A 26,405-nucleotide genomic window follows, 5' to 3' on the forward strand; every position below is an offset into this window, starting at 1 on the left:
TGTGTGGCCATGGGTCCCTGCGGTCCGGGGGCAGTTGACCCCACGAAAGGCGACGTCCAGCCATGACTCCCGCCGCCCCGCCGCATCCCGTCCGCCGTCCGCCCGATCCGCCACCGGTCCCCGCTCCGGCCCCGGCACCGGACCGGCGCTCCGTGCTCGGGCTCGCCCTGGGGGCGGGTGGCTCCCTGCTGCTGGCCGCCTGCGGCGGGGTGGCGACCACCGGCGCGGGCGGCGGGGGCGAGACCCTGCGCTGGGGCTGGGACCTTCCCTCCACCTGGGACCCGGTGTTCTCCTCCAAGGGCTGGGATGTCCATCTGCTGTCGCTCGTCTACTCCGGGCTGACCCAACTCGACGCCAAGGGCGGCGCCGAGCCCGCGCTCGCCTCCTCCTGGCGCTACTCCCACGACGGCCGGCGCCTCACCTTCACCCTCCGCCGGGGCCTGCGGTTCTCCGACGGCACACCGGTGAACGCCGAGGCGGTCAAGAAGAGCCTCGAACGCGGCAAGAACCACCCCAAGTCCCTGATCGCCTCCCAGCTGACCACCATCGACACGGTGCGGGCGCCCGACCCGCACACCGTGGTCCTCCACCTCACCGAGGCCGACTACCAGTTGCCCGCGCTGCTGGCCGGGAAGACCGGCATGGTGGTCAGCCCCACCGCGTTCGGGAAGGACGAGGCGCGGCTGGCCACCAGGCCGGTCGGCCACGGCCCGTTCCGGCTGGTGTCGTACACCCAGAACTCCATGGCCAGCCTGCGCCGCGACCCCGGCTACTGGAACGCCGAGCACATCGCCGTCGAGCGGTTCGAGGCGTTTCCCAAGCCCGATGAGACCACGGCGCTCGCCGCGCTCCAGTCCGGGCGGCTCAACGTGGCCCAGATCCCGTTCAGCCAGGTCGAGGCGGCGCGTGAGGCCGGTTTCACGGTGCAGCTCATCCCGTCGATGGTGGTGCGCGTCCTGGATGTGAACACCTCCATGAAGCCCTTCGACGACCCGGCCGTCCTCAAGGCCCTGAAGTACGCCGTGGACCGCCAAGCCCTTCTGGACAGCGAGCAGTTCGGCCACGGCGAGGTGGATCACCAGCCCTTCCCGCCCGGCTACACGGGCTTCGACCCGTCGCTCGGCGCGGTGTACCGGCACGATCCGGAGCGGGCGCGCGCACTGCTCGAGGAGGCCGGGTATCACGACGGCGTCCCGGTGACCATCACCACCGCCCAGCCGCAGGGCGCGCCCGAGCAGCTGCAGGCCCAGCTGAACCGGGTCGGGTTCCGGGCCCGGATCGAGGTCATCCCCGAGGCGCGGACGTCGCAGGTGGTGTACGTCCAGCACTCCCGCGCCCTGTACATCGACCAGTTCGCGGGGCGGGAGTCACCGGTACAGGCGATGCAGGTGCTCTTCGGCGCGGAGGGGCTGATGAACCCCTCCCGCCGTACCACGCCCGAACTGGACGCGGCCGTGGCCGCGGTGCGCCGCACCCCGCTGGAGTCGCCGCGCTATCCGGAGGTGCTGCGGGCGGCCACCGCGGTGGCGGTGCGCACGATGCCGAACGTGTTCCTCTACACGGTGCCGCGCGCCCTCGCCCGTACCTCCTCCGTCTCCGCCATCCCCTCGCTCCCGGTGGTGCAGCGGTTCGAGGGGGTGACGGCCGGATGACCGCGCTCACCGCACATCTCGCGCGTACGCGAGGTAGGGCCGTGCGCCCGGCCCGGCTGCCGCGCTCGCTCGGCCGGGTCCTCGCCACGGCGGGCACGGTGTTCCTGCTGTCGTCCGCGCTCACCTTCGGTCTCGGCGCGCTCTCCGGGGCCAATCCGGCGGCGGCCGTGCTCGGCGAGACGGCGACGCCCGCCGACATCGCCCGGATGAACCGTCAGTTCGGCCTCGACCGGCCCCTGTGGGAGCAGTACGTGTCCTGGCTGGGGCATGCCTTCACCGGGGACCTGGGCCGCTCGTGGTTCACCACGGTCCCGGTGGCGACGAGCATCCGGCAGGCCATTCCGGTGGATCTGTCCATCGCCGGGCTCGCGCTGCTGATGGCCGTGGTGCTGGGCGGGGCCGCCGGTGTCGCCGCCGCGCTCAGGGCGGGCGGACGGCTGGACCGCGCCGTCACCGCGCTGTGCGCGCTGCTCGGCACCCTGCCCGGTTTCGTCGTGGCCATCGCGCTGGTCACGGTGTTCTCGCTGAAGCTGGGGTGGCTGCCGTCCGGTGGCTATGTGCCGCTGGACATGAACCCCGCGCAGTGGCTGCGGTACACCGTGATGCCCGCGTTCGCGCTGAGCCTGGAGGCCGCGGCCGCCATCGCCCGTCAGCTGCGCACCTCGCTGGTGGGGACGTTGCGGGAGAACTATGTGACGGGCGCGGTGATGCGTGGACTGCCCGCCCGGCGGGTGGTGTTCGGCCACGCCCTGCGCAACGCCGCGGGGCCCGCGCTGACGGCGCTGGGCATGAGCGTGCCGATGCTGCTCGGCGGTGCGGTGGTCACCCAGCAGATCTTCGCCCTGCCCGGGCTCGCCCAGCTCACCCTGCAGTCGGCGGAGCAGCACGACATCCCGGTGATCCAGGGGACGCTGCTGGTGACCATCGCGGTGGTCCTGGTGGTCAATGTGGCCGTCAACGCGGCACTGCTCGCGCTGAATCCGGCCGCCCGGCGCCGGGAGGTGACGCGCGGATGAGGACGCTGCGACGGGCGTGGCGGCCGGCGTCCGCCAAGGTGGCGCTGCTGGTGCTGCTGGCCATCGCCCTGCTGGCGGTGTTCGGCGGCTGGCTCGCGCCCCATGACCCGCTGGCCCAGAACCCCCGGAACATGCTGCGCGGGCCCAGCCCCGGCCATCTTCTGGGCACCGACTACCTGGGCCGCGATGTGCTCAGCCGGCTGCTGGAGGGCAGTGGCCGCTCGGTGGCGGGCGCCGTGGAGGCCGTGGCCGCCGCGATGGCGGTGGGGGTGCCGACCGGGCTGGCCTCGCTGTGGATGGGGCGGGTGGGCGAGTGGCTCGCGCAGCGCGCCGTGGACGCGCTGATGACGCTGCCGTTCACCGTGTTCGCCATCGCGGTGGTGGGCGCGCTGGGCAACGGGATGCACCAGGCCATGCTGGCGCTCGGGGTGCTCTACGCCCCGCTGTTCTTCCGGATGACCCGTGCCGCCGGCTTGAGCCTGCGGCACGCCCAGTACGTGGAGTCGGCCGAGCTGTTCGGCGCCTCGGTGGGGCGGGTGCTGCGCACCCACATCTGGAGCAAGGTCCTGCCGACGGTCATCGTCACGGCCGCCCATGCGCTGGCCACCTCCCTGCTGGTGGTCTCCTCGCTGACCTTCCTCGGGGTCGGTGTGCAGCCGCCCGCCGCCACCTGGGGCGGGATGCTCGCCACCGATCTGGGCTTCCTCACCCAGCAGATCTGGGCGCCGGTGTTCCCGGCCGCGCTGATCGTCATCACCGCCGGTGCGCTCAATCTGCTGGCCGACGCCGTACGGGACGCCGGGGCGGACGAGTTGCTGCCCGGCGGCGCTCCGGACCCGGCCACCGGCTCCCCCGGCGCCACCGCCGAATCCCCCGACACCACCAAGGAGCGGGCCGATGCCACACTCCCCGTCGTCTGACCCCGCCGCGCCCGGCGCGCCCGCCGACCCGTCAGCCACACTGTCGGTCCAGGGGCTCGGCGTCACCGTCTCGTCCGGGCGGCTGACGGCCGTACGCGATGTGTCGTTCACCGTGGGCCGCGGTGAGGCCGTCGGCCTGGTCGGCGAGTCCGGCAGCGGCAAGACCCTCATCTGCCGGTCGGTGCTCGGGCTGCTGCCCGCGGGCTGCGCGGTGTCCGAGGGCGAGATCACACTGGCCGGTGAGGCGCTGACCGGGCTGTCCCGCCGGGAGTGGGACCGCGTACGCGGCACCCGGGTGGGCGCCGTCTTCCAGGACCCCGCCTCGTATCTCAACCCCTCGCTGACCGTGGGGCGTCAGCTGACCGAGGTGCTGCGGGTGAAGCTCGGTCTTGACCGGGCGCGGGCCGATGCGCGGGCCGTCGAGCTGTTCGCCGCCGTCGGGCTGCACGACCCCGCCGAGGTGGCCCGGCGCCATCCGTACGAGCTGTCCGGCGGAATGCTCCAGCGTGTGCTGATCGCCGTGGCGGTGGCCTGCGCACCGGATCTGCTGGTGGCCGACGAGGCGACCACCGCACTGGATGTGGTGGTCCAGGCCGAGGTCCTGGAGCTGCTGGCCCGGATGCGCGCCGAGCATGATCTGGCGCTGCTGCTGGTCAGCCACGACCTGGCGGTGATCGCCGAGGTGTGCGACCGCGTTCTGGTGGCGTACGCCGGGGAGCTGGTCGAGGACGGCCCGGCCGAGCGGGTGCTGAACGACCCCCTGCATCCGTACACCGAGGCGCTGTTGCGCGTGGCCACGGTCGGCGACTGGGAGCGGCGCGAGCTGGAGGTGATCCCCGGCGCGCCGCCCGAGGTGGGCGCGCGGCTGCCGGGCTGCCGGTTCGCCGACCGCTGCGCGTTCGCCGCGCCCGAGTGCCTCAGCGGTCCGGTGCCCCTGCGGCGGACCGCCGACGGACGGCGGGTGCGGTGTGTCCGCGGCGGGGAGCTGGATCTGTCCCGGGCCGGTGCGCGCTCCACCCGGGAGGTGGCGGTATGAGCGGGCTGCTGGAGCTCTCCGGGCTGACCGTGGCCTTCGGCCGGCGGGGCGCGCGGCCGGTGCTCGATGGCGTGGAACTGTCCGTGGGTGAAGGGGAGATCATCGGGGTCATCGGGGAGACCGGCTCCGGCAAGACCACACTGGCGCGTACGGCCGTGGGCCTCGTCCCGCCGCGCTCGGGCCGGGTGGTCTTCGACGGGCGCGCGATCTCCGGGCTGCGGGGGCGGGCGCTGCGCGCGTTCCGCCGTTCGGGGCAGCTGAGTTACGCCTTCCAGGATCCGCTGCGGGCGCTGGACCCGGAGCTGACGGTCCGGCGGGCCGTGGCCGAGCCGCTCGCCGTGGCGGGGGACCTCGGCGACGCGGAGATCGCCGCCCGTGTGGAGGAGGCGCTGGAGACGGTGGGCCTGGACGCGGCGCGCCTCGGCGATCGGCTGCCGGGCGCGATCTCCGGCGGTCAGCGCCAGCGGGTGCTGCTCGCGCGGGCGATCGTCACCCGGCCCCGGCTGCTGATCGCCGATGAGCCGGTGAGCGCCCTGGACGCCTCCAACCGCAATCGGGTGCTGCGGCTGCTGGACCGGCTGCGCACCGAGCGCGGGATGGCCGTCGTGGTCATCTCGCACGACCTCAGCTCGCTGGCGGGCATCGCCGACCGGGTGGCGGTGCTCTACCGCGGCCGGGTGGTGGAACAGGGGCCCGTACGCGAGGTGTTCGACCGGCCGTCGCATCCGTACACCGCGCTGCTCATCGCCTCGGGGCCGAGCGTACGGGCCGAGGGCGGGCCGGGCGCTGCGGCGCTGCGCCGGTCGGCCGAACCGCCCGCGTGGACGGCGCGGGAGGGCTGTGTCTTCGGCCACCGCTGCCCGTTCGTCACCGACGCCTGCCGCACCGCGCCCGTACCGGCCCCGGTGGGCCGGGGGCGTACGGCAGCCTGCCACCGGGTGTCCGAGTGGCGTGAGCTGATCGCCGGCCCGGTCACCGCGCAGGGTCCGCCGGGGACCGGCCTGCTGGAGGCGGCCCCGTAAAGATCTCCTCAATCACTCTGAACGCAACTCGTGCGCCGCCCGTATCCACTGCCGGGTCGTGCTCGTCGCGGATGAGCGGATCCCGTAACCCCCCAACAGGAGGTCATGAGTTGAGCCACAAACGGGTACCCAAGCGAAAGATCGTGTTCGCGGGGGCCGGGGCCGCCGCCGTGGCGGCAGCCGCGATCATCCTGCCCAACGCCAACGCCTCACAGGACGACAAGGCCGAGGCGGCCCAGCCCAAGAAGGTGGACGCCGCGTCGGCGGCGGACATCGCCGCGGAACTCGCGTCGCAGCTGGGCGAGGCGTTCGGCGGGGCCTACTACGACAAGGACAAGCAGCAGGTCATCGTCAATGTCGTCGGCGACAACAACAATGTGAACGTCCAGGTCAAGAGCGCCGGGGCGGTGGCCAGAAAGGTCGACAACAGCACCAAGGCGCTGCAGACCGCCGCCAAGACCCTCAAGACCAAGGCGACCATCCCGGGCACCGCCTGGTCGGTGGACCCCAAGACCAATGAGCTGCGGGTCACCGCGGACTCCACGGTCACCGGGGCGAAGTGGGACACCCTCGAGTCCACCGTGAAGTCGCTGGGCGACGGCATGGCCACCCTGAAGAAGTCCACGGGCGAGTTCAAGCCCTTCGTCGCGGGCGGCGACGCCATCTTCGGCGGCGGCGCGCGCTGCTCGCTCGGCTTCAACGTCACCACGGACAGCGGCGCCCCGGCGTTCCTCACCGCCGGTCACTGCGGCGTCGCCGCCGAGCAGTGGTCGGACTCGCAGAACGGCGCGGCGATCGGCACCGTGCAGGACGCCACCTTCCCCGGTGACGGGGACTTCGCGCTGGTCACCTACGACGACGCCAACACCGAGGCCCCCAGCACGGTGAACACCGGCGACCAGACCGTGGACATCACCGGGGCGGGCGAGGCCACGGTGGGCCAGCAGGTGCAGCGCATGGGCAGCACCACCGGGCTGAACGACGGCTCGGTCACCGGTCTCGACGCGACGGTCAACTACCCCGAGGGCACGGTCAGCGGGCTCATCCAGACCGATGTCTGCGCGGAGCCCGGTGACAGCGGCGGCCCGCTGTTCAGCGCGGACGGCCAGGCCATCGGCCTGACCTCCGGCGGCAGCGGTGACTGCACCTCCGGCGGTGAGACCTTCTTCCAGCCGGTGACGACCGCGCTGGAGGCGGTCGGCGCGCAGATCGGGGACGGTGGCGCGGCCGGAGGCGGCGGCGCGGCGGATGACGGTGGCGCGGCGGACGGCGGCGCCGCTGACGGCTCCGGGGCCGCCGGGGACGGCGCGGGCGCGGACGGCGCCGGTGGGGCAGCCGACAACGGCTGATCTCCCGCGACCGGGTGTCCCGCGCCGTCACCGCGGGACACCCCGGGAGCCGTGACACGGGAGCCGCGACGGGCCGGGCGGCCGCTCAGCGGGCGGAGGGCCCCGCGGAGAACCCGGCGGACGGCCCCGCGGAGAGCCCCGCGCGCACCCGCTCCACCGTGATCGGCAGATCGCGGACCCGTACCCCCGTGGCGTGGTACACCGCGTTGGCGATCGCCGCCGCCGTGCCGACGATGCCCAGCTCCCCGATGCCCTTGCTGCCCATCGGGTTGAGCTCGTCGTCGTGCTCCTCGAGCCAGTGCGCCTGGACGTCCCGCACATCCGCGTTCGCCGCGATGTGATACGTGGCGAGGTCGTGGTTGGCGAAGTCGCCGAACCGCGGATCGGTCTCCAGGTTCTCGTGCAGCGCCATCGACAGCCCCATGCACATGCCGCCGCGCAGCTGCGAGCCCGCCGTCCGGGGGTTGATGACGCGTCCGGCGGCGAACATCCCCAGCAGCCGGTCGACCCGCACCTGGCCGGTCACGGCGTCCACCCGCACCTCCGCGAACTGGGCACCGTAGGCGTGGCGCGAGAACGCCCGGCGCGCCTCGACGTCCTCGGCGGTGTCCGCCCGCTCCTCAAGACCGCCGGGCGGGATCGCGCCGGAGACCTCGTCCAGCCGTTTGGTCAGCGCCCGGCACGCCTTGGACACCGCCCAGCCCCAGGAGCTCAGGCCCATCGAGCCGCCCGCCCACGGCGCCTGGCCGTAGGCGCTGCGGCCGATGTCGAGGGTGACCCGGTCGATCTCCACGCCGAGTTCGTCCGCCGCCACCTGGGTCAGCGCGGTGCGGGCGCCGGTGCCGATGTCGGCCGCGGCGATCCGTACGGTGAAGCCCCCGCCTGGCTCGGCGCGGGCGGTCGCGGTGGAGGGCCAGGTGAGCGCGGGGTAGTTGCACGCCGCCACTCCGGTGCCGGCCAGCCACTGCCCCTCCCGGCGGCGCCCCGGCGCGGGGTCGCGGCCCGCCCAGCCGAAGCGCGCCGCGCCCTCCCGCAGACAGGCCACCAGATTGCGGCTGCTGAAGGGCTGACCGGTCCCGGGGTCCACGGACGGCTCGTTGGCCACCCGCAGCTCGATGGGGTCCATGCCCAGCTCCACGGCCAGCTCGTCCATCGCGCTCTCCAGCGCGAACATCCCGGGCGCCTCGCCGGGGGCGCGCATCCACGAGGGCGTCGGCACATCCAGCTGCGCCAGCCGGTGGGTGGTCCTGCGGTGGCGGGCGGCGTACATGACGCGGGTGCAGGTGACCGTCTGCTCGCAGTACGGGGTGAGCGTGGAGCTCTGCTGGAGCGCGTCGTGCCAGATGGCGGTGAGCCTGCCGTCCCGTTCGGCGCCGAGCCGGATGCGCTGGAGGGTGGGCGTGCGGTACGAGACCATGGTGAACATCTGCTGCCGGGTGGCCGCCACCTTGACCGGGCGGCCCACGGCGCGGGCGGCCAGCGCGGCGAGCACCGTGGGCGGGCGGGGAATCGCCTTGGAGCCGAAGCCGCCGCCGGTGTGGTCGGCCACGATCCGGACGGCGCCCTCGGGCAGGCCGAACAGCTCGGCCACCCTGGCGGCCGTCATCCAGGGGGCCTGGTCGCCGTTGTACAGGGTGAGCGTGTCCCCGTCCCAGACGGCGATGGTGGCATGCGGCTCCATCGTGGCCGTGTGCTCGGGGGGTGTGGTGTACGTGGCGTCGAGGACGACCGGCGCCGCGGCGAGGGCGGCGTCCACATCCCCGGTCTCCGTGTGCCCCGGGTAGCCGCCGTTGACCGTCTCGGGGACGAAGATCCGCGGATCGCCGTCCATCAGCTCGGAGTCGTGGTCGTCCACGTCGTACTCGACCCGTACGGCGGCCGCCGCCTGACGGGCCGTCTCGAAGGTGTCCGCCACCACGGCCGCCACGATCTGCCCGCGGTAGGCCACCTCGGGGGACTGGAGAACGGCGAGTTCGGGGGTGTCGGTCGGGCGCAGCCGGGACACGTTGCGGCTGTCCAGCACGGCGACGACGCCCGGCAGGGACAGTGCCGCGACGGTGTCGACGGCGCGCACCGTGCCGCGCGGAACGGTGGACTGCACCGGCCACGCGTACAGGGCGTCCGGCACCGGGTACTCGTACGCGTAGAGCGCCGCACCGGTGACCTTCTCGCGCCCTTCGACGCGGGTCACCTCCGCGCCCACGGTCCGCTGGAGCGTGGTCATCGCCGCTGCCCTCCCGCGAGGTCGCGCACGGCCGCGGTGATGACGTCCACGGCGAGGTCGATCTTGAACGCGTTCCCCGGCAGCGGGCGCGCCGTGGCGAACTCGGCCCGTGCCGCCTCCCGCAGCCGCTCCTCGGTCGGCTGCCGGCCGGTCAGCAGCCGCTCGGTCTCGCGGGCCCGCCAGGGGCGGGTGCCCACTCCACCGAGCCCCAGCCGGATCTCCCGCAGTGTGCCGTCGGCCTCGGTGGCCACGACGGCGGCCACCGACACCAGCGCGAAGGCGTAGGACCAGCGGTCGCGGACCTTGCGGTAGGACATCGCGGCGCCCTCGGGCGGCGGTGGCAACTCGACACCGGTGATCAGGTCGCCGGGCTGCAGCACCGTCTCGCGGTGCGGGGTGTCACCGGGCAGCAGATAGAAGTCGTTCAGCGGCACCGTACGGGGGCTGCCGTTCACCCGCCGCAGATGGACGACCGCGTCGAGCGCGGCCATCGCCACCGCCATGTCCGAGGGGTGGCCCGCCACGCAGAAGTCGGAGGTGCCGAGCACGGCCAGGTCGCGGTGGAGGCCCTGGACGGCCGAACAGCCGGTCTCCGGCCGCCGCTTGTTGCAGGGTTTGGTCACGTCCTGGAAGTACACGCAGCGGGTGCGCTGGAGCAGATTGCCACCGGTGGTGGCCACGGTCCTCAGCTGCCCGGAGGCGCCGGACAGCAGCGCTTCGGCCAGCGCCGGGAACCGCTCGCGGATGCCCAGGTCCCCGGCGAGGCGGCTGCCCGGAACCAGCGCGCCGATGAGCACACCGCCGTCCGGGCGGTGCTCGACGGTGTCGTACGGGAGCCCGGTGATGTCGACGAGCAGGGCGGGCTCGGTCACCCCGAGCTTCATCAGGTCCACCAGGTTGGTGCCCCCGGCCAGGTACACCGCCTCGGTGGAGTCGGCCACGAGCGTGGCGGCGGCCTGGGGGTCGGTGGCGCGCTCGTAGCCGAAGGGCTTCATCGGGCCCCTCCCGCCGCGCCGGCGCGGGTGGGCGCCCCGCCGCCGTGGGCCCCGGCGACCTCGCGGATGGCGGCCACGATGCCGGGGTACGCCCCGCAGCGGCACAGGTTGCCGCTCATCCGCTCCCGGATCTCGTCGGCGTCCAGCTCACCCGGCGCGCCGACCCCGGCCGCCATGTCCTCCGTGACATGGCTGGGCCAGCCGCGCGCGGCCTCGGTGAGCGCGCCGATGGCGGAACAGATCTGGCCGGGTGTGCAGTAGCCGCACTGGAAGCCGTCGTGGTCCAGGAACGCCCGCTGCAGCGGGTGGAGTTCCCCGGGCGCGGCGAGCCCGGCCACGCCCTCGATGGTGGTGATGTCCCGGCCCTGGGCGGCCACGGCGAACACCAGGCAGCTGTTGACGCGCTCCCCGTCGATCAGGACGGTGCAGGCCCCGCACTGCCCGTGGTCGCACCCCTTCTTGACCCCGGTCAGCGCCAGGTGTTCGCGGAGCGCGTCCAGCAGGGTCACCCGGTGGTCGAGGGTGAGGGGGCGGTCGGCACCGTTGACACGCAGCGCGACGTCGCTGTGAAACGCGTGGGCTGTCACATCCCTCAGCCTGGCACCGGGGTGTGCGCCCCGCATCTTCAGCGTGGGCCGTCCGGTCCCGGCTCCGCCGCGTCGTCGGGCACCGGAGGCAGCCGCAGATGGGCCAGGTCCGGCGGGACCGGGGTGCTGGGGCGGTAGAACGGCGGGGCCGGGTCGGCGGCGGGCGAGTCGGCCAGCCGGAAGCGGTCCCGCAGCCGGTGGTAGAACTGCGTCGGCACCAGCCGTACCAGCCGCAGCCGGACCGGTGCCCGGTAGGCCGCCACCCAGTCGCCCGGGTTCAGCACCCCGCGCAGCTGCCCGTCGAGGCTGACCGCCACCTGCCCGGAGGTCGGCAGGACCCGTACGGCGATGGGTTCGTCCACCGCGGCCACCACGGTCCGGTCGAAGGCGATGTGCGGGGCGACCGGGGTGAAGACCACCGCGTCCAGGTACGGCGAGACCACCGGCCCGCCGGCGGCGAAGCTGTAGGCGGTGGAGCCGGTCGGGGTCGCCACGATGATCGCGTCGGCCGAGTACGAGGCGAGCAGCTGCGCGGACACATACACGCCGAGACCGGCCTGGCGGTCGCGGGCGAGCTTTTCGAAGACCACGTCGTTGACGGCGTTGACATCCAGCGGAATGCCCCAGCCGGCCTCCTCGGGACCGCGGCCGGGGCGGACCTTGGGCGGGGGCGGTACGGGGCCCCGCCCGTAAGCCAGCAGCGCCTCCATGCCCTCGGGCATCTCCAGCGGCCGGGACGCCCGCAGGGTGAGCAGCATGCGCTCCTCGATCGTGGCACGGCCCTCGTGGACGGCGTTCAGCGCGTCCTCCACCTGGTCGACGCCGATCTCGGTGAGGAAGCCGACCCGCCCCACGTTCACGCCCAGCGCCGCGGCCCCGTTCCTGGCGGCGAGCCGGGCGCCGCGCAGAAAGGTGCCGTCGCCGCCGAAGGTGGCGATCAGATCGGGGTGGCCGGCGGCCGCGGACTCCTCCTGGGCGCTGCGCCGGGGCTGGTCGCCGCGCCAGACGTCCAGCTCGAAGCAGGAGATGCCATGGGCAGCGGCCCATGCGCGGGCGGTGCGGGCCGCCGCGACGGCGGTGGGGCGGGCCCGGTGGACGACCATGCCGAGCCGGTTGACAGCCATGGCCCTTCCACCGTAGGTCGGCCGGCCCCGAAGCGCCCATCGGGCGGGCCCGGGGCGGGCTCGGGCGGGCCCGGGGCGGGCTCGGGCGGGCCCGGGGCGGGCTCGGGCGGGCCCGGGGCGGGCGCCCTGGAGCCGTACATCCGTCCTGATCTATGGTGTTCAGCGGCACGGAAACCCACGCGGAAACCACACCGCATCCGTACGGAGCCAGGGGGATGGTGCAGCAGATGGCGAGCGAGAGACGAACCGCCCTGGTCGAGGGGCTGATGGGGCGTTTCCCCCAGGTGCCCCGGGAGGCCGTGCTCAAGGAGGACCTGCTGCGCGGCGGCATGGCCTTCGACGAGTCCGCGCTCAGCGGCAACGAGGACGGCGACGTCAAGCCGAAGTCGTACTTCATCTTCTCGTTCGACCACCGCACCCTGCCGGAGCTGGGCGCCGCGGCCCTCAACCGGCCGCCCGAGGAGATCGTGCTCACCGGCGGGCCGTACGAGCTGCGCCGCACCGTGGTGTCCGTCCGCGTCAACCCCGCGTCGCCGTATGTGGTCCGGGCCGGGGAGGACGGTGCGCTGGGGCTGTATCTGGACGGTGCGCGCATCGCCGACGTGGGGCTGCCGCCGATGCCGGACTACTACCGCCACACCCTGTCGAACGGCAAGTCGGTGATGGAGGTCGCGCCGACCATCCAGTGGGGCTATCTGGTCTATCTGACGGTCTTCCGGGTGTGCCAGTACTTCGGCGCCAAGGAGGAGTGCCAGTACTGCGACATCAACCACAACTGGCGTCAGCACAAGGCGGCGGGCCGCCCGTACACCGGGGTGAAGCCGGTCGAGGAGGTGCTGGAGGCGCTGGAGATCATCGACCGCCATGACACCGCCCGCACCTCGCAGGCGTACACCCTCACCGGCGGCGCCATCACCTCGCATGTGGGCGGCCGTGACGAGGCCGACTTCTACGGTCAGTACGCGAAGGCCATCGAGGAGCGCTTCCCGGGCCGGTGGATCGGCAAGGTGGTGGCGCAGGCGCTGCCCAAGGCCGATGTCCAGCGGTTCCACGACTACGGAGTGCGGATCTACCACCCCAACTTCGAGGTGTGGGACCGACGGCTGTTCGAGCTGTACTGCCCGGGCAAGGAGCGCTACATCGGCCGGGACGAGTGGCACCGCCGGATCCTGGACTCGGCCGAGGTGTTCGGCGCCCGGAACGTGATCCCCAACTTCGTGGCGGGCGTGGAGATGGCCCAGCCGCTCGGCTTCGCGTCCGTGGCCGAGGCGATCGACTCCACCGCCGAGGGGCTGCGGTTCTTCATGTCGCACGGGGTCGTGCCCCGGTTCACCACCTGGTGCCCCGAGCCGACGACACCGCTGGGCAAGGAGAATCCGCAGGGTGCCCCGCTGGAGTACCACATCCGGCTGCTGGAGACCTACCGGGCGACGCTCGAGGACTTCGGGCTGTCCTCGCCACCCGGATACGGCCCGCCGGGGCCGGGGCGGGCGGTGTTCTCGGTGAGCTCGTTCATGGACAGCCTGCCCGCCGTGGACCCGGAGCCGGTGGCGCCCTGACCGACGCCGGTGGCGCCCGGACACCGACGGCCCCCTGACGCGGCGGCCGCCCCCGCGCTCGGCGGGACCCGTTCAGCCGACGTGGACGTGGGGGCGGTGGCCGCGGTCGGGCTCGGCCTCGCGGAGCACCTCACGGGTGACCGGGGCGACCTCTCCCTGGCCGAAGAGGAAGAAGCGCAGGAAGTGGGCCAGCGGATGGCCCTCCGTCCACTCGAAGTAGATGTGCGGGCGCTGCCCGGTCATGTCCCGCACCCGCAGCAGCAGCGCCGCCAGCGCGTTGGGGATGGTGGCGCTCTGCAGGGTCAGCACGCGGTAGCGGCCGTGCGCCACCTCGCCGCACACCCGCAGCTCGCTCTCGAACTCGGACGGGTCGGCCACCGTGACCTCGACGAAGATGATGTCGTCCTCGGGCGGGATGTCGTTGTCCGCCCGGATCTGGTGCTGCTTCTCGCGGTATTCGGCCAGGTCGCGGCGTTCCGGTTTGTTGGCGATGAAGCGGATCCTGCGGTGGGCGGTGTCGCGGATGAACCGCTCGGCCAGGGGGTCGAACGTGACGCTGGTGACCCGTAGCTCGAACGCCCTGGCCACCCGGGACAGCAGTGATACGGCCAGGATGCCCGCGATGAAGCAGGCGCCGATCTTGACGCCGTCGGGCCGCTCGATGACGTTGACCGCGGTGGTGTACAGGAAGATCACCGAGATGACGCCGAAGCCGATGGTCCAGCCGCGCTGCCGGGCGCGCCGGGCGGCGATGGTCACGGCGATGGCGGCCGAGGTGATGAGCACGAGCACCCCGGTGGCGTAGGCGCCGCCCTGGGCGTCCACATCCGCCTTGAAGATCCAGGTCACCAGGAACGCGATGGCGATGAACACCAGCACCATGGGGCGGACCGCGCGCGCCCAGTGGGGTGCCATGCCGTAGCGGGGCAGATAGCGGGGCATCAGGTTGAGCAGTCCGGCCATGGCCGAGGCGCCGGCGAACCAGAGGATGGCGATGGTGGAGGCGTCGTAGACGCTGCCGAACGCCGAGCCCAGGTACTCGTGGGCGAGATAGGCCAGGGCGCGCCCATTGGCCGCGCCGCCCGGTTCGAACGCCCGCTGTGGGATCAGCAGGGTCGTGATGAAGCTGGAGGTGATGAGGAAGACGCTCATGATCACCGCGGCGGTGGTCAGCAGCTTCCGGGCGCCCTGGACGCGTCCGGCGGGGCGCTCCTCGGTGTCGCCCGGCTTGCCCTCGATATGCGGCATGACGGCCACGCCCGTCTCGAACCCGGACAGGCCCAGGGCCAGCTTCGGGAAGATCACCAGCGCCACGCCGACCATCACCAGGGGACTGCCGCGCTCGGCGACCAGCGCATGGGACCAGTCGGGGACCACATGGGGCGCGGTGCCCACATGCCACAGCCCGACCGCCACCACGACGGCGTTGAGCAGCAGATAGGCCGCGACCAGCGCCACCGCGATCCCGATGGCCTCGGTGAACCCCTTGAGGAACACCGCGCCGAGCATTCCCACCAGGACCAGGGTGATGGCCACCTCGTGGCCGCGCAGGGTCGCGGCGAAATGCGGGTTCTCCACCAGGTGGGCGGTGGCGTCGGCGGCGGAGAGGGTGATGGTGATGAGGAAGTCGGTGGCCGCGAAGCCCAGCAGGGTGAGGACGAACAACTTGCCCTTCCAGAAGGTCAGCAACCGCTCCAGCATCGCGATCGAGCCCTGGCCGTGCGGGCTCTCCTCGGCCACCCTGCGGTACACCGGCAGCGCGCCCACCAGGGTCACCACCACCAGCACCACGGTGGCCAGCGGGGACAGCAGCCCGGCCGCCAGGGCGGCGATACCGGGCTGGTAGCCGAGGGTGGAGAAGTAGTCCAGACCGGTCAGGCACATCACCCGCCACCACGGCTGGCCCCGGTGTACGCCCTCCGGCTCGGCGTGCGGGCCGGGCTGGCGCTTGGCGATGTCGGTCAGGCCCTCCAGCAGCCATGCGCGCAGCCGGTGCCGTGCCCCGCCGTCGGAGGCGGCGCCGCCAGAGGTGGAGGAGACCACGAGGTGCTCCCGTCGTACGGCGAGGAGGTCCCGGCCATCGGTGAGACCCTTCGGTCAGCGTATGCGGCGCGGCCGGCCACCACCCGGCCGGTGCCGCCGGCCGAAGGACATCGCTTTCTCAGTGGGTTTTCATCTTCGGTCCGTACGGTTGCGGCACATGGACACCACCAAGACCGACCAACCGACCGACACCGCACCACAGCCCGCGGAGGCCGAGGAAGCCACGGCGGAGAGTGTCCCGGACGCTGTTTCCGACCAGCGGGAATCCGCGGACCAGCGGGAAACCCCCGACCCGCTGGAAACGTCCGGCCACGCCGACGACATCGCGACCCCTCCCCCGGCCACCACACCGGGCGTCCTCCCCGGCGCCGCCTCGGTCGTCGCCGCGGGTCTCGGGCTCGCCTCGCTCTCGGGCACCTGGCTCGGCACCATGCTCCAGGAACGCAAGCAGCTGACCGGCCAGATCAAGGCCCAGTCCGGGTCGGCCGCCGATCAGATCTCCGCGGTGTACGGCACTCCGTGGCACACCACGGCCCTCGTCAACGGGCTGTTCGCGCTGGCCGCCGTGGTGATCGCCGCCGTGGTGCTGCTGCGGCAGCGGCGGCCCGTCCCGGCCGGGGCACCCTGGGTGACCGCGGTGGCCTGGGGAGCGGTGGCGCTGGGCGTGATCGGTCTGCTGATCGCCGCCGCCATGGGGCTCGACGTCTTCAGCGACCTGCCGAAGGTGCCCGCGACCCCGAACGCCCCGGCCGGCTGACCCCGTCCGAGCGCGCCCCGTGGACCGGATGGACCCGGCGGGGCGCGCTCCCTCGGCGGGCGTGTCAGGATTGAGGTCCCGACATCGGGACACACGCGAAGGGGACAGGCCGTCCGGCCGCCCCGGCGGAGAGGGCCACAGGGACGGCACGGACTTCCCGCAGACGGAGTTTCCCGCCGATGAGCCGTTCCACCACGCACTCCTCCGACCGGCACGGAACACCGCGTACGCCGCGCACACCGCAGACGCCGGACCCGCCGGAGACCTCGCGCGCGCCGAACGCACCTGACGCACCCGACGCACCCGACGCAGACCACGGGCCGGACGGGTCCGGCGCGCGGCCGGGCGAGGACTCCCGGACCGCCGTCACCGTCTTCGTCGCGCTCGGCGCCAACCTGGTCATCGCGCTGGCCAAGGCCGTCGGCGGAATCTTCGCCGGCTCCCCCGCGCTCCTCTCGGAGGCCGCTCACTCCGTCGCGGACAGCCTCAACGAGGTGTTCCTGCTCGCCTCCCTCAAACGCAGCAAGCGGGCCCCCGACGACCAGCACCCGTTCGGCTACGGCAAGGAGCGCTACTTCTGGGCGCTGCTGGCCGCCGTCGGCATCTTCGTCATGGGCGGCTGCTTCTCCTTCTTCCAGGGCGCCGAGGCGCTGAGCGCGGGCAGCTCCGAGGACCGCAGCGGCTATCTGGTGGGCCTCGCGGTCCTGGGCGTGGCGCTCATCGCCGAGGGCTCGTCGCTGGTCCGGGCGCTGGTCCAGGTGCGCGGGCACGCCCGGCAGACGGGCCGCGGCATGGTGACCGAGCTGCGCAGGGGGGACGACCCCACGCTGCGCACCGTCCTGGCCGAGGACTCCACCGCCTGTCTCGGCGTGGTGTTCGCCCTGCTCGGCATGTGGCTGCACATGGTCACCGGCCAGGTGGTCTACGAGGCCACGGCCTCCTTCCTCATCGGCGCGCTGCTGGTCTACGTGGCCTACCGGCTGGCCAGGGAGTCGCGCGGGCAGCTCATCGGCGAGGCGATCGACCCGGTCCAGCGCCGGGAGCTCCGCCGGTTCCTCGAGACCCAGCCGGAGATCGACACCGTGACCACGCTGCTGACGATGCGTCTGGGCAACGACTCGACGCTGGTGGCGGCCCGGATCGATCTCAACCCCGGTCGGGACAGCGAGGAGGTCGAGGAGGTCCTGGTGCGCGTCAAGACGGCGATGGCGGAGCTCTGGCCGCATGCCGACCAGATCTTCCTCGATGTCACCGACGCCTCGGCCAGGGACCGGGCGAAGGCGCGTGCGGACCGCCAGGCGCTGGAGGAGGCGGTGGCGGCCGTGGAGCGCGAGGACGGCGGGGCGTGAGATTGGCCCCGGCGGGCCTGGGTACCCGGTGACGACCAGCCCACAACAGCGAACTCATGTACGGAGGCAGAACTGATGGGCCTCGGCGGTTGCATTTTGATGATCGCGGTGGGAGGGATTCTCACCTTCGCCACCGACTGGAACGCCAACGGCTTCAACGTCCACCTGGTCGGCCTGATCCTGATGGCAGTCGGCATCATCGGCACATGCGCGTATGTGAGTGTCTACAAGCGCCGGCGCATCGTCGAGCCGGGCGCCGTGGCACCCCCGGTGGTCGAGGAGCCCGAGCATCACCGGCACCACCACCACTACGACTACTGAGTGCCGGCCAGTCCCCTTTCCGACGAGGTGGCCCCCGCCACGGGCGGGGGCCACCTCGTCGTTCGTAGGAGCTGAGCCCCCGGCCCCCTGCGGGACCCTTGACAGTTCCCTGTTTGAAACTGTCAGAATCTGGTGCGCAAAGGGCTGTTGTGGTCGGTCATCGCCCCTCACACACCACACGAGCTCTTGCACACCACACAATCGAAGAGAAGGGGATCGCGATGGCGGTCACGCGCAGATCGTTACTGATCGCAGGCACCGCCGCCCCGATGGCCGGGGCACTGGTCACGGCCGGTCCCGCCCAGGCCGCCACCGCGTCCCGCGCCATGGGCGGCCGGACCGTCCCGCTCACGGACGGCTGGCGCTTCGCACTCGTCAACCCCGGCGGCATCACCGACCCGACCGGCGCGTACGAAAACGCCCACGACCCGGCGTACGACGACTCGGCCTGGCGCGAGGTCGCGGTTCCGCACGACTGGAGCATCGAGCTCACCCCCACCACCGACCACGGCACCAGCGGCGGCACCGGCTTCCTGCCCGGCGGACTCGGCTGGTACCGCACCACCTTCACCCTGCCGCGCGCCCTCGAGGGCAAGCGGATCTCCGTCGAGTTCGACGGCGTCTACATGGACTCGTCCGTGTACTGCAACGGACGGCTCATCGGCGAGCACCCCTACGGATACACCGGCTTCGCCCTCGACCTCACCGAGGTGGCCCACACCGACGGCGCCACACCGAACGTCCTCGCCGTCAAGGTGCGCAACCGGCTTCCCAGCAGCCGCTGGTACTCGGGCAGCGGCATCTACCGCCACGCCCGGCTCCAGGTCACCGACCCGGTCCATGTGGCCCGGTGGGGCACGTACATCACCACCCCCGGCCTGGCCACCACCCTGCGCGCCGGATATGCCACGGTGCGGGCGCGAACCCTCGTGGTCAACGAGTCGGACGGCCGGAAGCCGGTGACCGTGGTCTCCACGGTCAAGGACCCCGACGGGCACATGGTGGTCCAGGCGCACTCCACCCTCACCGTCGGGGCGGGTGACACCCGTACCGCCACCCAGGAGCTGCGGATCGACCGGCCGCGGCTGTGGTCGTTCGACACCCCGCGGCGCTACGTCCTGGAGACCGAACTGCGGGTCGGCCAGGACACCGCCGACCGCTACCGCACCCCCTTCGGGCTCCGCCATGCCACCTTGGACCCCGACCACGGATTCTCGCTGAACGGCCGGTACGCCAAGCTCCGGGGCGTCGACCTCCACCACGACCTGGGCGCGCTCGGCGCCGCCGTCAGCGCCGACGCCGTGCTGCGCCAGCTGACCATCATGAAGAGCATGGGCGTCAACGCCCTGCGCACCTCGCACAATCCGCCCGCGCCGGAGCTGATCGAGGTCTGCGAACGGCTCGGCATCGTGATGCTGGTGGAGGCGTTCGACTGCTGGCGCACCGGCAAGAACACCTATGACTACGGGCGCTTCTTCGACGAGCACTGCGAGGCGGACATCACCGAGATGGTGCGCGCCGCCCGCAACTCCCCCGCCGTCGTCATGTGGTCCATCGGCAACGAGATCCCCGACTCCACCAGCGCCCCGGGGCTGGAGATGGCCCAGCGGCTCATCGACGCCGTGCGCGCGGCCGATGACACCAGACCCGTGGTGATCGGCTCGGACAAGTACCGCACGCTGCCCGCCGCAGGCTCCCCCGCCGATCTGATGCTGGCCAAGCTGGACGGCCTGGGCCTCAACTACAACACCGCCGCCTCGGTGGACGCCCTGCACGCCCGCTATCCGCATCTGTTCCTCTTCGAGTCCGAGTCATCCTCGGAAACCTCCACCCGAGGCGCTTATCAGGAGCCCGAACACCTCAACACGGGCGAGAACCACACCCCTGGCAGGCGCCAGACCTCCTCTTACGACAACAACCTCGCCTCCTGGACGATGAGCGGCGAGTACGGGCTGAAGAAGGACCGGGACCGGAAGTTCTTCGCCGGGCAGTTCCTGTGGTCGGGCATCGACTACATCGGCGAGCCCACGCCGTACGACGTGTTCCCGGTGAAGGCCTCCTTCTTCGGCGCGGTGGACACCGCGGGCTTCCCCAAGGACATGTACCACCTCTTCAGGAGCCAGTGGACGAGCGAACCGATGGTCCATCTGGTCCCCATGGACTGGACCGGCCACCGGCCGGGCGAGACCGTCGAGGTGTGGGCCTACTCCAACGTCGCCACGGTGGAGCTGTTTCTGGGCGGCCGATCGCTGGGCGTCCGGGAGTTCGACACCAAGAAGACCACGGATGGCCGCACCTACCTGGAGACCACCGAGCCGACCGGCGACGACAAGACCGTCACCTCCGGCCCCTACCCCGGCAGCTACACCAGCCCGGGCGGCAGCGCCGGAAAGCTCCACCTCACCTGGAAGGTGCCGTTCGCACCGGGCGAGTTGAAGGCCGTGGCCCGGCGCGGTGGCCGGGTGGTGGCCACCGATGTGCTGCGCACGGCGGGACGCCCGCACACCGTACGGCTCACCCCCGACCGCGAGACCGTCCACGCCGACGGCCGCTCGCTGTGCTTCGTGACCGCCGAAGTCGTCGACGCCCACGGTGTGGTGGTGCCGGACGCCGACCATCTGATCGCCTTCAAGGTCACCGGAGGCTCCCTGGCCGGGGTCGACAACGGCCGCCAGGAGAGCGCCGAGCGCTACCAGGCGAGCACCCGCACCGCCTTCCACGGCAAGGCCCTGGCCATCGTCCGCGCCGGCACCGAGGCCGGGCCGCTGACCATCACCGCCCGCTCGGCGGGGCTGCGCACCGCCACCGCCACCGTCCGCGCCACCGGCGGGACCTCGGAGCCGGTCACCCGCCCCACGCCGTTCGCACCCGATCCCGGCCCCGGCGCTCCTCGCCACCCACTGGCCGACGCGAGCTATTCGGGCGCGCCGACGACCCTGCCCTCGGCGATGCTGGACGGCGATCCGGCCACCGGCTGGTCCAACGCCTTCCACAAGCCCGCCACGGCGCTGCTCCCCGCCTTCGACGGCGCACGGAAGGCCGACTGGGTCTCGGTGACCTGGAGCGGGAGGCGGCGGCTGAGCCGCGTCGAGGTGTCCTTCACCGTGGACGCCGAGCACACCCTGCCCGCCTCGATCGAGGTCTCGGCGTGGAACGGCCACGCGTACGTCCCGGTGCGCGGGGCGTCCATCACCTGGGCCACCGCCTCCGACACCCCGACCGTCATCGCCTTCGACCCGGTGCGCACCTCACGGCTGCGGCTGGACCTCACCAGCCGTCATCCGGGCGCGGCGGACGGCGCCCAGCGCATCGTCGCCCTCGAGGCCGATGACGGCCGAGGAGGTGGCTGAGGAGCCGGCTGAGTGAGCCGTCGCGTCACACGCTGAGCCGGCGCGTCACACGCTGAGCCGCCGCGTCACACGCTGAGCCGCGCCACGCCGGACGGGTGGAAGCCTCCCGCGGCCGTTTGTCCGCGATACGAAGAGGGCACCCGACCTCTTCGACGTCGTGCTGGAGGCGAGATGACTCTTTCCCGTAGCCCGGTGACCCGTGCCTGGCGGCGGTGGCGGCGGCCACGCGATCTGGAGGTGCCGCGCAACGCCGTGGACGTCGAGGACGCCAACCGGCGGTTCCTGATGTACGGGGTGATGCCGCTGTGGTTCGTCCCGGCGGTGGCGGACTGGCTCATGCACCGCCGGACCAGGATCGAGGATACGTCGGGCACCAAGGAGTCGGCGATCCACGCCCTGATGATGACGGAGGCCGGTGTCCCCGTGGCGATGGGGCTGCTGGCCCGGGTCAATCCGCTGGTGCTGTCGGTGATGGGCGGAGCGGCCGTCGCCCATGGCGCCACGGCGCTGTGGGATGTGAGCCTGGCCACCGAGGAGCGCGAGGTGCGCCCGGTGGAGCAGCACATCCACAGCTTCCTGGAGGTGCTGCCGCTGTCGGCGATGGCGTTCACCTGCTGTCTGCACTGGGACCAGGTCCGCGCGGCGCTGCGCGGCGGGGACCGGCCCGAGGACTGGAAGCTGCTGCCCAAGGACAACCCGCTGCCCGTGCGCTATCTGGCGGCGATCGGGCTCGGCATCGGCGCCTGTGTGGTGCTGCCCTACGCCGAGGAGATGCGGCGGTGCCTCAGGGCCGCCAAGGCAGTCAAGGCGGCGTGAGCCCATGCCGCGCACGCGAGCCGGTATGTGGCCCCGATCCCGTACGCGGACGGGCGTGGCGGCCGAACCGCTGCCGTGTCCACGCGTCCTGGCGCCGGAGGCGCACGGGCCGGAACACGTCGCCGTCGACGCGGAGGGCCGGATCCTCACCGGGACGGCGGACGGGGCCGTCCGGCGGCTGACGCTGTCCCCGGGCCATGAACTCGTCCGCTCCGAGGTGCTCGCGCACACCGGTGGCCGGCCGCTGGGGCTCGTCCCCTGCCCCGACGGCGGGCTGCTGGTGTGCGACGCGCGGCGCGGGCTGCTGCGGATCGGGCCCGACGACGGGTCCGTACGGGTGGTGGCCGGCGAGGTGAACGGCAGGCCGCTGCGGTTCTGCAGCAATGTCGCCACCGCGGAGGACGGCACGGTGTACTTCACCGTCTCCAGCCGCCGCCACGGCCTGGAGGACTGGCTCGGCGACATCCTGGAGAACACCGCCACCGGGCAGCTGCTCCGGCTGCGGCCGGGCGGCCGCCCGGAGGTGGTGCTGGACGGGCTGCGGTTCGCCAACGGGGTCGCCCTCGCCGCCGACGAGTCGTATGTGGCCGTGGTCGAGAGCGGCGCCTACCGGATCAGCCGGCTGTGGCTGACCGGCCGCCGGGCGGGGACACGGGACCTTCTCCTCCGCGATCTGCCGGGCTTCCCGGACAATCTCACCCGCGGCCCCGACGGCGTGATCTGGGTGGCCATGGCCGCGCCACGGGAGCCCGCCCTCGATCTGCTGCACCGCGCACCCGCCCCGCTCAGGAGGGCGGCGGTGCCCGTCGCCACCCGGCTCCGCCCCCGCCCGCGGCGCACGGTGCGCGCCCTGGCGATCGGCCCCGACGGCCGGGTCGTCCGCCATCTGGTGCGGCGCCGGAGCCCGTACCGGATGGCCACGAGCGTGTGTGCGCTCGGCGGCCTCCTCGTCATGGGCAGCCTCCTCGAACGGGGCATCGCGATCTGCCCGCTGCCACCGCCCCGGGAGGCCACCTCACCGGCTCACCCCCAGCCGGTGGAGTAGCCGCGGTAGCGGCGCCGCCGGGGCCGGATGGTCAGCGTGGACAGCAGCCCCACGAACCCCACCACGATGACGGCCAGACCGGGGCCGAAGCTCTGGGCGTACGCCACGACGTCGTCGAGCGTCGAGACGTCGTCGTCGATCCCCGAGCCGCCGGAGGCGCCGGAGGCGATGGACGGGTTGGGGCTCTGGGCCTTGGCACCCGGGATGGACACCCCGAGCGCGGTCAGCGCCTTGGTCACGGGCTGGAAGAAGGTCACCCCGCCCCGGTCGCAGTCGCCGCTGCCGCCGGAGGTGACGCCGAGGGCCACGCCCTGGGCGAAGAGCGGCCCCCCGCTGTCACCGGGCTCGGCGCACACGGTGGTCTGGACGAGCCCGGTGACCGTGCCCTCGGGGTAGTTGACCGTCGCGTTGAGCCCGGTCACCTTGCCCGAGCGCAGCCCGGTGGTGCTGCCGCTGCGGAACACCTCCTGGCCCACGACCGGATCGGCCACACCGGTGACCCGCACCGTCTGGCCGCCACCGACGTCGACCACGCTGCGCTGGTCGAGCGAGGCGTTGTCGTAGCGGATCAGCGAGAAGTCATTGCCGGGGAAGCTGCTCTGGACCGTGGTGCCGATGCGGGTGGAGCCGGTGCCGTCGGTGAACCAGGGGGTGCCGTTGGGGCCGCAGTGTCCCGCCGTCAGGATGAAACCGGTCTGGCCGTTGGTCACGTTGAAACCGGCCGAGCAGCGGCTGCCGTTGGTGAACATGGGCGAGGCACCGGCGGCTCTGGTGGTGAAGGAGCCCTCCGTCCGCTGTGCGCGCACCTCGCCGCCCACCTCCGCGGCGAGGTCCTTCATCTTCGACCAGCGGGCGGTGGAGACGGTGCTGTCGCCGACCAGCACCACCTGGTTGGACTTGGGGTCCACCATCCAGGCGGTGCCCGCCACCCGGGGCGCCGAGCGCAGCTTCTCGGTCGCGGAGTCCAGGTCCGCCATGCTGTAGCGCACCCGTTTGGCGGTGACCCCGGCCCGGCTGACCTCGTCCGCCGCCCTGTCGTCCGTCACCGCGACCACCGGGCGGCCGTCGGCGCCGATCCAGTTGCCCGCCGTACGGGAGGCGCCGAGCGCGGACACCAGCCGTCCGCCCACATCGTCCGTCCGGTCCGCGCTCAGGGCTCTCGTACCGTCGCCTCCGGTCGTCCCGTGGGCCGATCCGCCCGGCCCGGCCTGCGAGACCATCACCCCGCCACAGACCAGTGCCCCGACAGCCGCGAACCGCACGACCCGGCGCACGCCGCGCCGCATGTGCTTCACCACCCTGTCTCCTTACGTCGATCCAGCCGGGGGCCTCGGACGGCGAAGGCCCACCCCCTCATACGTAAGGAAGCGACGTCCTGCTCACTCCCCGGACGTAAGCCGCGGATCCCCGTCGGGGGCCCGCGGCTCCCGGGATCAGCGCCGGTCGCCGTAGCGCTTGCCGAGGAACCCCCCGACCAGGGCGGCCGTGCCGCCGCCGAGGATGGCCGCGCCCTGGGTGGCGGCGTCGTGGGCGAGGAAGTACGTGGCCACCCAGATGTACGCCACGACCGTGCCCGCGCCCAGCAGCGAGCCGAACGCCTGCAGCCCCGTGTGGACCCAGTCCATGCGGCGGCGGTGCTCACGCTCCCGCTGGAGCTCGGTGAGCATCCACTCCACCGTGCCGGGCCTGACCGCCTCCCACTCCCTGGCCTGCTCCACCGGCAGCCGGTCGCCCCAGGGCACCGCCGTCTCCGGCGGGCTGCCCGGCGTGGGGTTCTCACTCGTGTTCTCGGTCACGGAGCCTCCCCCGGACGGTCCGGACGGGGTGCGGAGTCCGGGCCCGCCGCCCGTGGCGGTGGCGGGCCGAGCGCGGTGAGGAAGTCGGCCATGTCCCGCTCCATCTCTCGCTCCACCGGACGTCGCCCCCGTCGGGCCGGGGGCCGCGGCACCGCCAGGGACGCCAGATATCCCTCGCGCAGCGCCTGCCAGGGCCCGGCGGGGCGGGCGGGTCCCTCCCCGGCGTCCGGGCGCAGGGCGTCGAGCCAGCGCGCCCGCCGGTCCCGCTGTCTGGCCGACGCGAAGCCGCGCGCCGCGAGCCACAGCCACAGCAGGCCGAGACATCCGGGCCCCACCCACCCCGGAACGTCGTCCCAGGAGCCCGGGGTCAGTGAGGGCAGGGCCACCGCCCCGGAAACGGCCAGGAGGACCCCCAGCACGGCGGCGATCGGGGCGAGGCTTCCGGCGCCCGCGCGGCTCGCCCGGGGGGCCGACGGCGTCGCGGCCCCCGCGGGGGCCGGGAGGGCCGCCGCCCCGGCCATGGGGGCGGACATGGGCTCATCCCGGGCCAGGTCGCGGAGCACCGCCTCGACCTGGTCGGCCGTCAGCCGTCCTTCGGGGTCCTTGACCAGCAGACCCTCGATCAGCGGCCGCAGCGGACCCGCGTATCTCATGGGCGGCGGCGGGTCGTTGAGCACCGCGCTCATCACCTCGGACACCGTGTCCCCCTCGAACGGTGCGCGGCCCTCGACGGCCTCGTACAGCGTCACGCCCAGGGACCACAGGTCGGCCTCGATCATCGCTTCCTCGGCCGCCGGGGAGGACGGGGGCGTGAACCGTTCCGGTGCCATGTAGCGGGGTGTCCCGGCCACCATGCCCTCGCGCTCGAAGACCAGGCCGAGATGGTCCACCAGCACCGGGCCGCCGTCCGGGCGGAAGAGGACGTTCAGCGGCTTGACGTCCCCGTGGGCCATGCCCAACGCGTACAGTGCGCGCAATCCGCCCAGCACCCCCAGGCCGATCCGGGCGATCTCGGACACGTCCGGCCGCCCGTACCACTCCCGCAGCCGGTCCGCCAGGGAACGCCGGTCGAGGCGCTCCATGACGATCCAGACCCGGCGGTCCCGCTCGGCCAGGTCGTAGATGGCGGGCAGGTGCTCATGCGCGGTCGTGGCGAGGAGGCGCACCTCACGGCGCAGCCGTTCGACCCACCGCCGGTACTCCGCCGGGTCCGGATCCTCGACCGGGTGCAGCTCCTTGACGGTGACCGGGCGGCCCAACACCGCATCGTAGGCGTCCCACACCGTGCTCAGGCCGCCCCCGCCCATGCGCCCCCGCAGCTCGTACCGGCCGCCGATCACGGTCCCGTGCGGCGATCCCGGACCACTCCCCCGCTCATCCTCACCGGAGGTTCCCCCGGTCGTCATCCGCCTCCCCCTCACCGGCCGGCTGACGCCCACAGTAA

General features: G+C 73.0%; 21 protein-coding genes. 13 read left to right on the forward strand and 8 right to left on the reverse strand.

Annotated features, from left to right (window positions below):
* Window positions 1–62: 62 nt before the first annotated feature.
* The 6 genes from IEJ02_RS01640 to IEJ02_RS01665 all read left to right on the forward strand — a co-directional run bounded on the left by IEJ02_RS01640 (window position 63) and on the right by IEJ02_RS01665 (window position 6,995).
* Entirely contained in the window at window positions 63–1,652 is a 1,590-nt protein-coding gene (locus tag IEJ02_RS01640; protein ID WP_191062974.1) for an ABC transporter substrate-binding protein, read from the forward strand.
* Window positions 1,649–2,668 carry an ABC transporter permease gene (locus IEJ02_RS01645; protein ID WP_191062975.1) on the forward strand — a complete coding sequence of 340 codons (1,020 nt, stop codon included), beginning with the start codon at window positions 1,649–1,651 and terminating at the stop codon, window positions 2,666–2,668. Before IEJ02_RS01640 ends, IEJ02_RS01645 begins: the two co-directional genes overlap by 4 nt.
* A complete protein-coding gene (locus tag IEJ02_RS01650; protein ID WP_191062976.1) occupies window positions 2,665–3,588 on the forward strand; it encodes an ABC transporter permease in 924 nt (307 codons plus the stop codon). Before IEJ02_RS01645 ends, IEJ02_RS01650 begins: the two co-directional genes overlap by 4 nt.
* Window positions 3,566–4,624, forward strand: a complete 1,059-nt coding sequence (locus IEJ02_RS01655; protein ID WP_191062977.1) for an ABC transporter ATP-binding protein — start codon at window positions 3,566–3,568, stop codon at window positions 4,622–4,624. Before IEJ02_RS01650 ends, IEJ02_RS01655 begins: the two co-directional genes overlap by 23 nt.
* A complete protein-coding gene (locus IEJ02_RS01660) occupies window positions 4,621–5,646 on the forward strand; it encodes an ABC transporter ATP-binding protein (RefSeq protein WP_191062978.1) in 1,026 nt (341 codons plus the stop codon). Before IEJ02_RS01655 ends, IEJ02_RS01660 begins: the two co-directional genes overlap by 4 nt.
* A gap of 110 nt (window positions 5,647–5,756) precedes the next feature.
* Window positions 5,757–6,995 carry a S1 family peptidase gene (locus IEJ02_RS01665; protein ID WP_191062979.1) on the forward strand — a complete coding sequence of 413 codons (1,239 nt, stop codon included), beginning with the start codon at window positions 5,757–5,759 and terminating at the stop codon, window positions 6,993–6,995.
* Window positions 6,996–7,080: 85 nt separating this feature from the next.
* Here IEJ02_RS01665 and IEJ02_RS01670 read toward each other — a convergent pair whose 3' ends face one another.
* Genes IEJ02_RS01670 through IEJ02_RS01685 form a run of 4 tightly spaced genes read right to left on the reverse strand, consistent with a single transcriptional unit; the run spans window position 7,081 to window position 11,925 of the window.
* The gene (locus IEJ02_RS01670) at window positions 7,081–9,219 is read right to left on the reverse strand and encodes a xanthine dehydrogenase family protein molybdopterin-binding subunit (protein WP_191062980.1); all 2,139 of its coding nucleotides are present in this window, start codon (window positions 9,217–9,219) and stop codon (window positions 7,081–7,083) included.
* Window positions 9,216–10,214, reverse strand: coding sequence for an FAD binding domain-containing protein (locus tag IEJ02_RS01675; RefSeq protein ID WP_191062981.1), 999 nt, complete (start codon window positions 10,212–10,214; stop codon window positions 9,216–9,218). Before IEJ02_RS01675 ends, IEJ02_RS01670 begins: the two co-directional genes overlap by 4 nt.
* Window positions 10,211–10,837 (reverse strand): 2Fe-2S iron-sulfur cluster-binding protein, encoded by a 627-nt coding sequence (locus IEJ02_RS01680; protein WP_223863194.1) that lies wholly within the window; start codon window positions 10,835–10,837, stop codon window positions 10,211–10,213. The genes IEJ02_RS01675 and IEJ02_RS01680 overlap by 4 nt, the downstream gene beginning before the upstream one ends.
* 2 nt (window positions 10,838–10,839) lie before the next feature.
* Window positions 10,840–11,925 (reverse strand): NAD(+)/NADH kinase, encoded by a 1,086-nt coding sequence (locus IEJ02_RS01685; RefSeq protein WP_191062982.1) that lies wholly within the window; start codon window positions 11,923–11,925, stop codon window positions 10,840–10,842.
* A gap of 227 nt (window positions 11,926–12,152) precedes the next feature.
* Between IEJ02_RS01685 and IEJ02_RS01690 the strand changes: the two genes are divergently transcribed.
* On the forward strand, window positions 12,153–13,484 hold the full coding sequence (locus IEJ02_RS01690; RefSeq protein ID WP_191063116.1) for a radical SAM protein: 1,332 nt from the start codon (window positions 12,153–12,155) through the stop codon (window positions 13,482–13,484).
* Window positions 13,485–13,556: 72 nt separating this feature from the next.
* Here IEJ02_RS01690 and IEJ02_RS01695 read toward each other — a convergent pair whose 3' ends face one another.
* Complete coding sequence (locus tag IEJ02_RS01695; protein ID WP_191062983.1) at window positions 13,557–15,527, reverse strand: APC family permease; 1,971 nt, start codon at window positions 15,525–15,527, stop codon at window positions 13,557–13,559.
* Between the two features lie 157 nt (window positions 15,528–15,684).
* Between IEJ02_RS01695 and IEJ02_RS01700 the strand changes: the two genes are divergently transcribed.
* The 6 genes from IEJ02_RS01700 to IEJ02_RS01725 all read left to right on the forward strand — a co-directional run bounded on the left by IEJ02_RS01700 (window position 15,685) and on the right by IEJ02_RS01725 (window position 23,165).
* Window positions 15,685–16,284 (forward strand): hypothetical protein, encoded by a 600-nt coding sequence (locus IEJ02_RS01700; protein WP_191062984.1) that lies wholly within the window; start codon window positions 15,685–15,687, stop codon window positions 16,282–16,284.
* A gap of 179 nt (window positions 16,285–16,463) precedes the next feature.
* Window positions 16,464–17,633: a cation diffusion facilitator family transporter gene (locus tag IEJ02_RS01705; RefSeq protein WP_191062985.1), complete on the forward strand. Its 1,170-nt coding sequence runs from the start codon at window positions 16,464–16,466 to the stop codon at window positions 17,631–17,633.
* 75 nt (window positions 17,634–17,708) lie between these two features.
* The gene (locus IEJ02_RS01710; RefSeq protein WP_137976290.1) at window positions 17,709–17,954 is read left to right on the forward strand and encodes a hypothetical protein; all 246 of its coding nucleotides are present in this window, start codon (window positions 17,709–17,711) and stop codon (window positions 17,952–17,954) included.
* Between the two features lie 221 nt (window positions 17,955–18,175).
* Window positions 18,176–21,304: a glycoside hydrolase family 2 TIM barrel-domain containing protein gene (locus IEJ02_RS01715; protein ID WP_191062986.1), complete on the forward strand. Its 3,129-nt coding sequence runs from the start codon at window positions 18,176–18,178 to the stop codon at window positions 21,302–21,304.
* A 171-nt stretch (window positions 21,305–21,475) separates the two neighbouring features.
* Window positions 21,476–22,120: a diguanylate cyclase gene (locus IEJ02_RS01720; RefSeq protein ID WP_191062987.1), complete on the forward strand. Its 645-nt coding sequence runs from the start codon at window positions 21,476–21,478 to the stop codon at window positions 22,118–22,120.
* A gap of 4 nt (window positions 22,121–22,124) precedes the next feature.
* Complete coding sequence (locus tag IEJ02_RS01725; protein WP_223863195.1) at window positions 22,125–23,165, forward strand: SMP-30/gluconolactonase/LRE family protein; 1,041 nt, start codon at window positions 22,125–22,127, stop codon at window positions 23,163–23,165.
* Here the strand turns inward: IEJ02_RS01725 and IEJ02_RS01730 are convergent.
* The 3 genes from IEJ02_RS01730 to IEJ02_RS01740 all read right to left on the reverse strand — a co-directional run bounded on the left by IEJ02_RS01730 (window position 23,144) and on the right by IEJ02_RS01740 (window position 26,367).
* Window positions 23,144–24,460, reverse strand: a complete 1,317-nt coding sequence (locus IEJ02_RS01730) for a S1 family peptidase (RefSeq protein WP_498067024.1) — start codon at window positions 24,458–24,460, stop codon at window positions 23,144–23,146. The two genes, IEJ02_RS01725 and IEJ02_RS01730, sit on opposite strands and share 22 nt — an antisense overlap.
* Before the next feature lie 138 nt (window positions 24,461–24,598).
* Window positions 24,599–24,961: a hypothetical protein gene (locus IEJ02_RS01735; protein WP_191062988.1), complete on the reverse strand. Its 363-nt coding sequence runs from the start codon at window positions 24,959–24,961 to the stop codon at window positions 24,599–24,601.
* Window positions 24,958–26,367 carry a serine/threonine-protein kinase gene (locus IEJ02_RS01740; RefSeq protein ID WP_191062989.1) on the reverse strand — a complete coding sequence of 470 codons (1,410 nt, stop codon included), beginning with the start codon at window positions 26,365–26,367 and terminating at the stop codon, window positions 24,958–24,960. The genes IEJ02_RS01735 and IEJ02_RS01740 overlap by 4 nt, the downstream gene beginning before the upstream one ends.
* Between the last annotated feature and the right edge of the window lie 38 nt (window positions 26,368–26,405).

The sequence above is a fragment of the Streptomyces sp. 5-10 genome, assembly GCF_014712245.1.
Classification (GTDB): Bacteria; Actinomycetota; Actinomycetes; order Streptomycetales; family Streptomycetaceae; genus Streptomyces; species Streptomyces violaceusniger.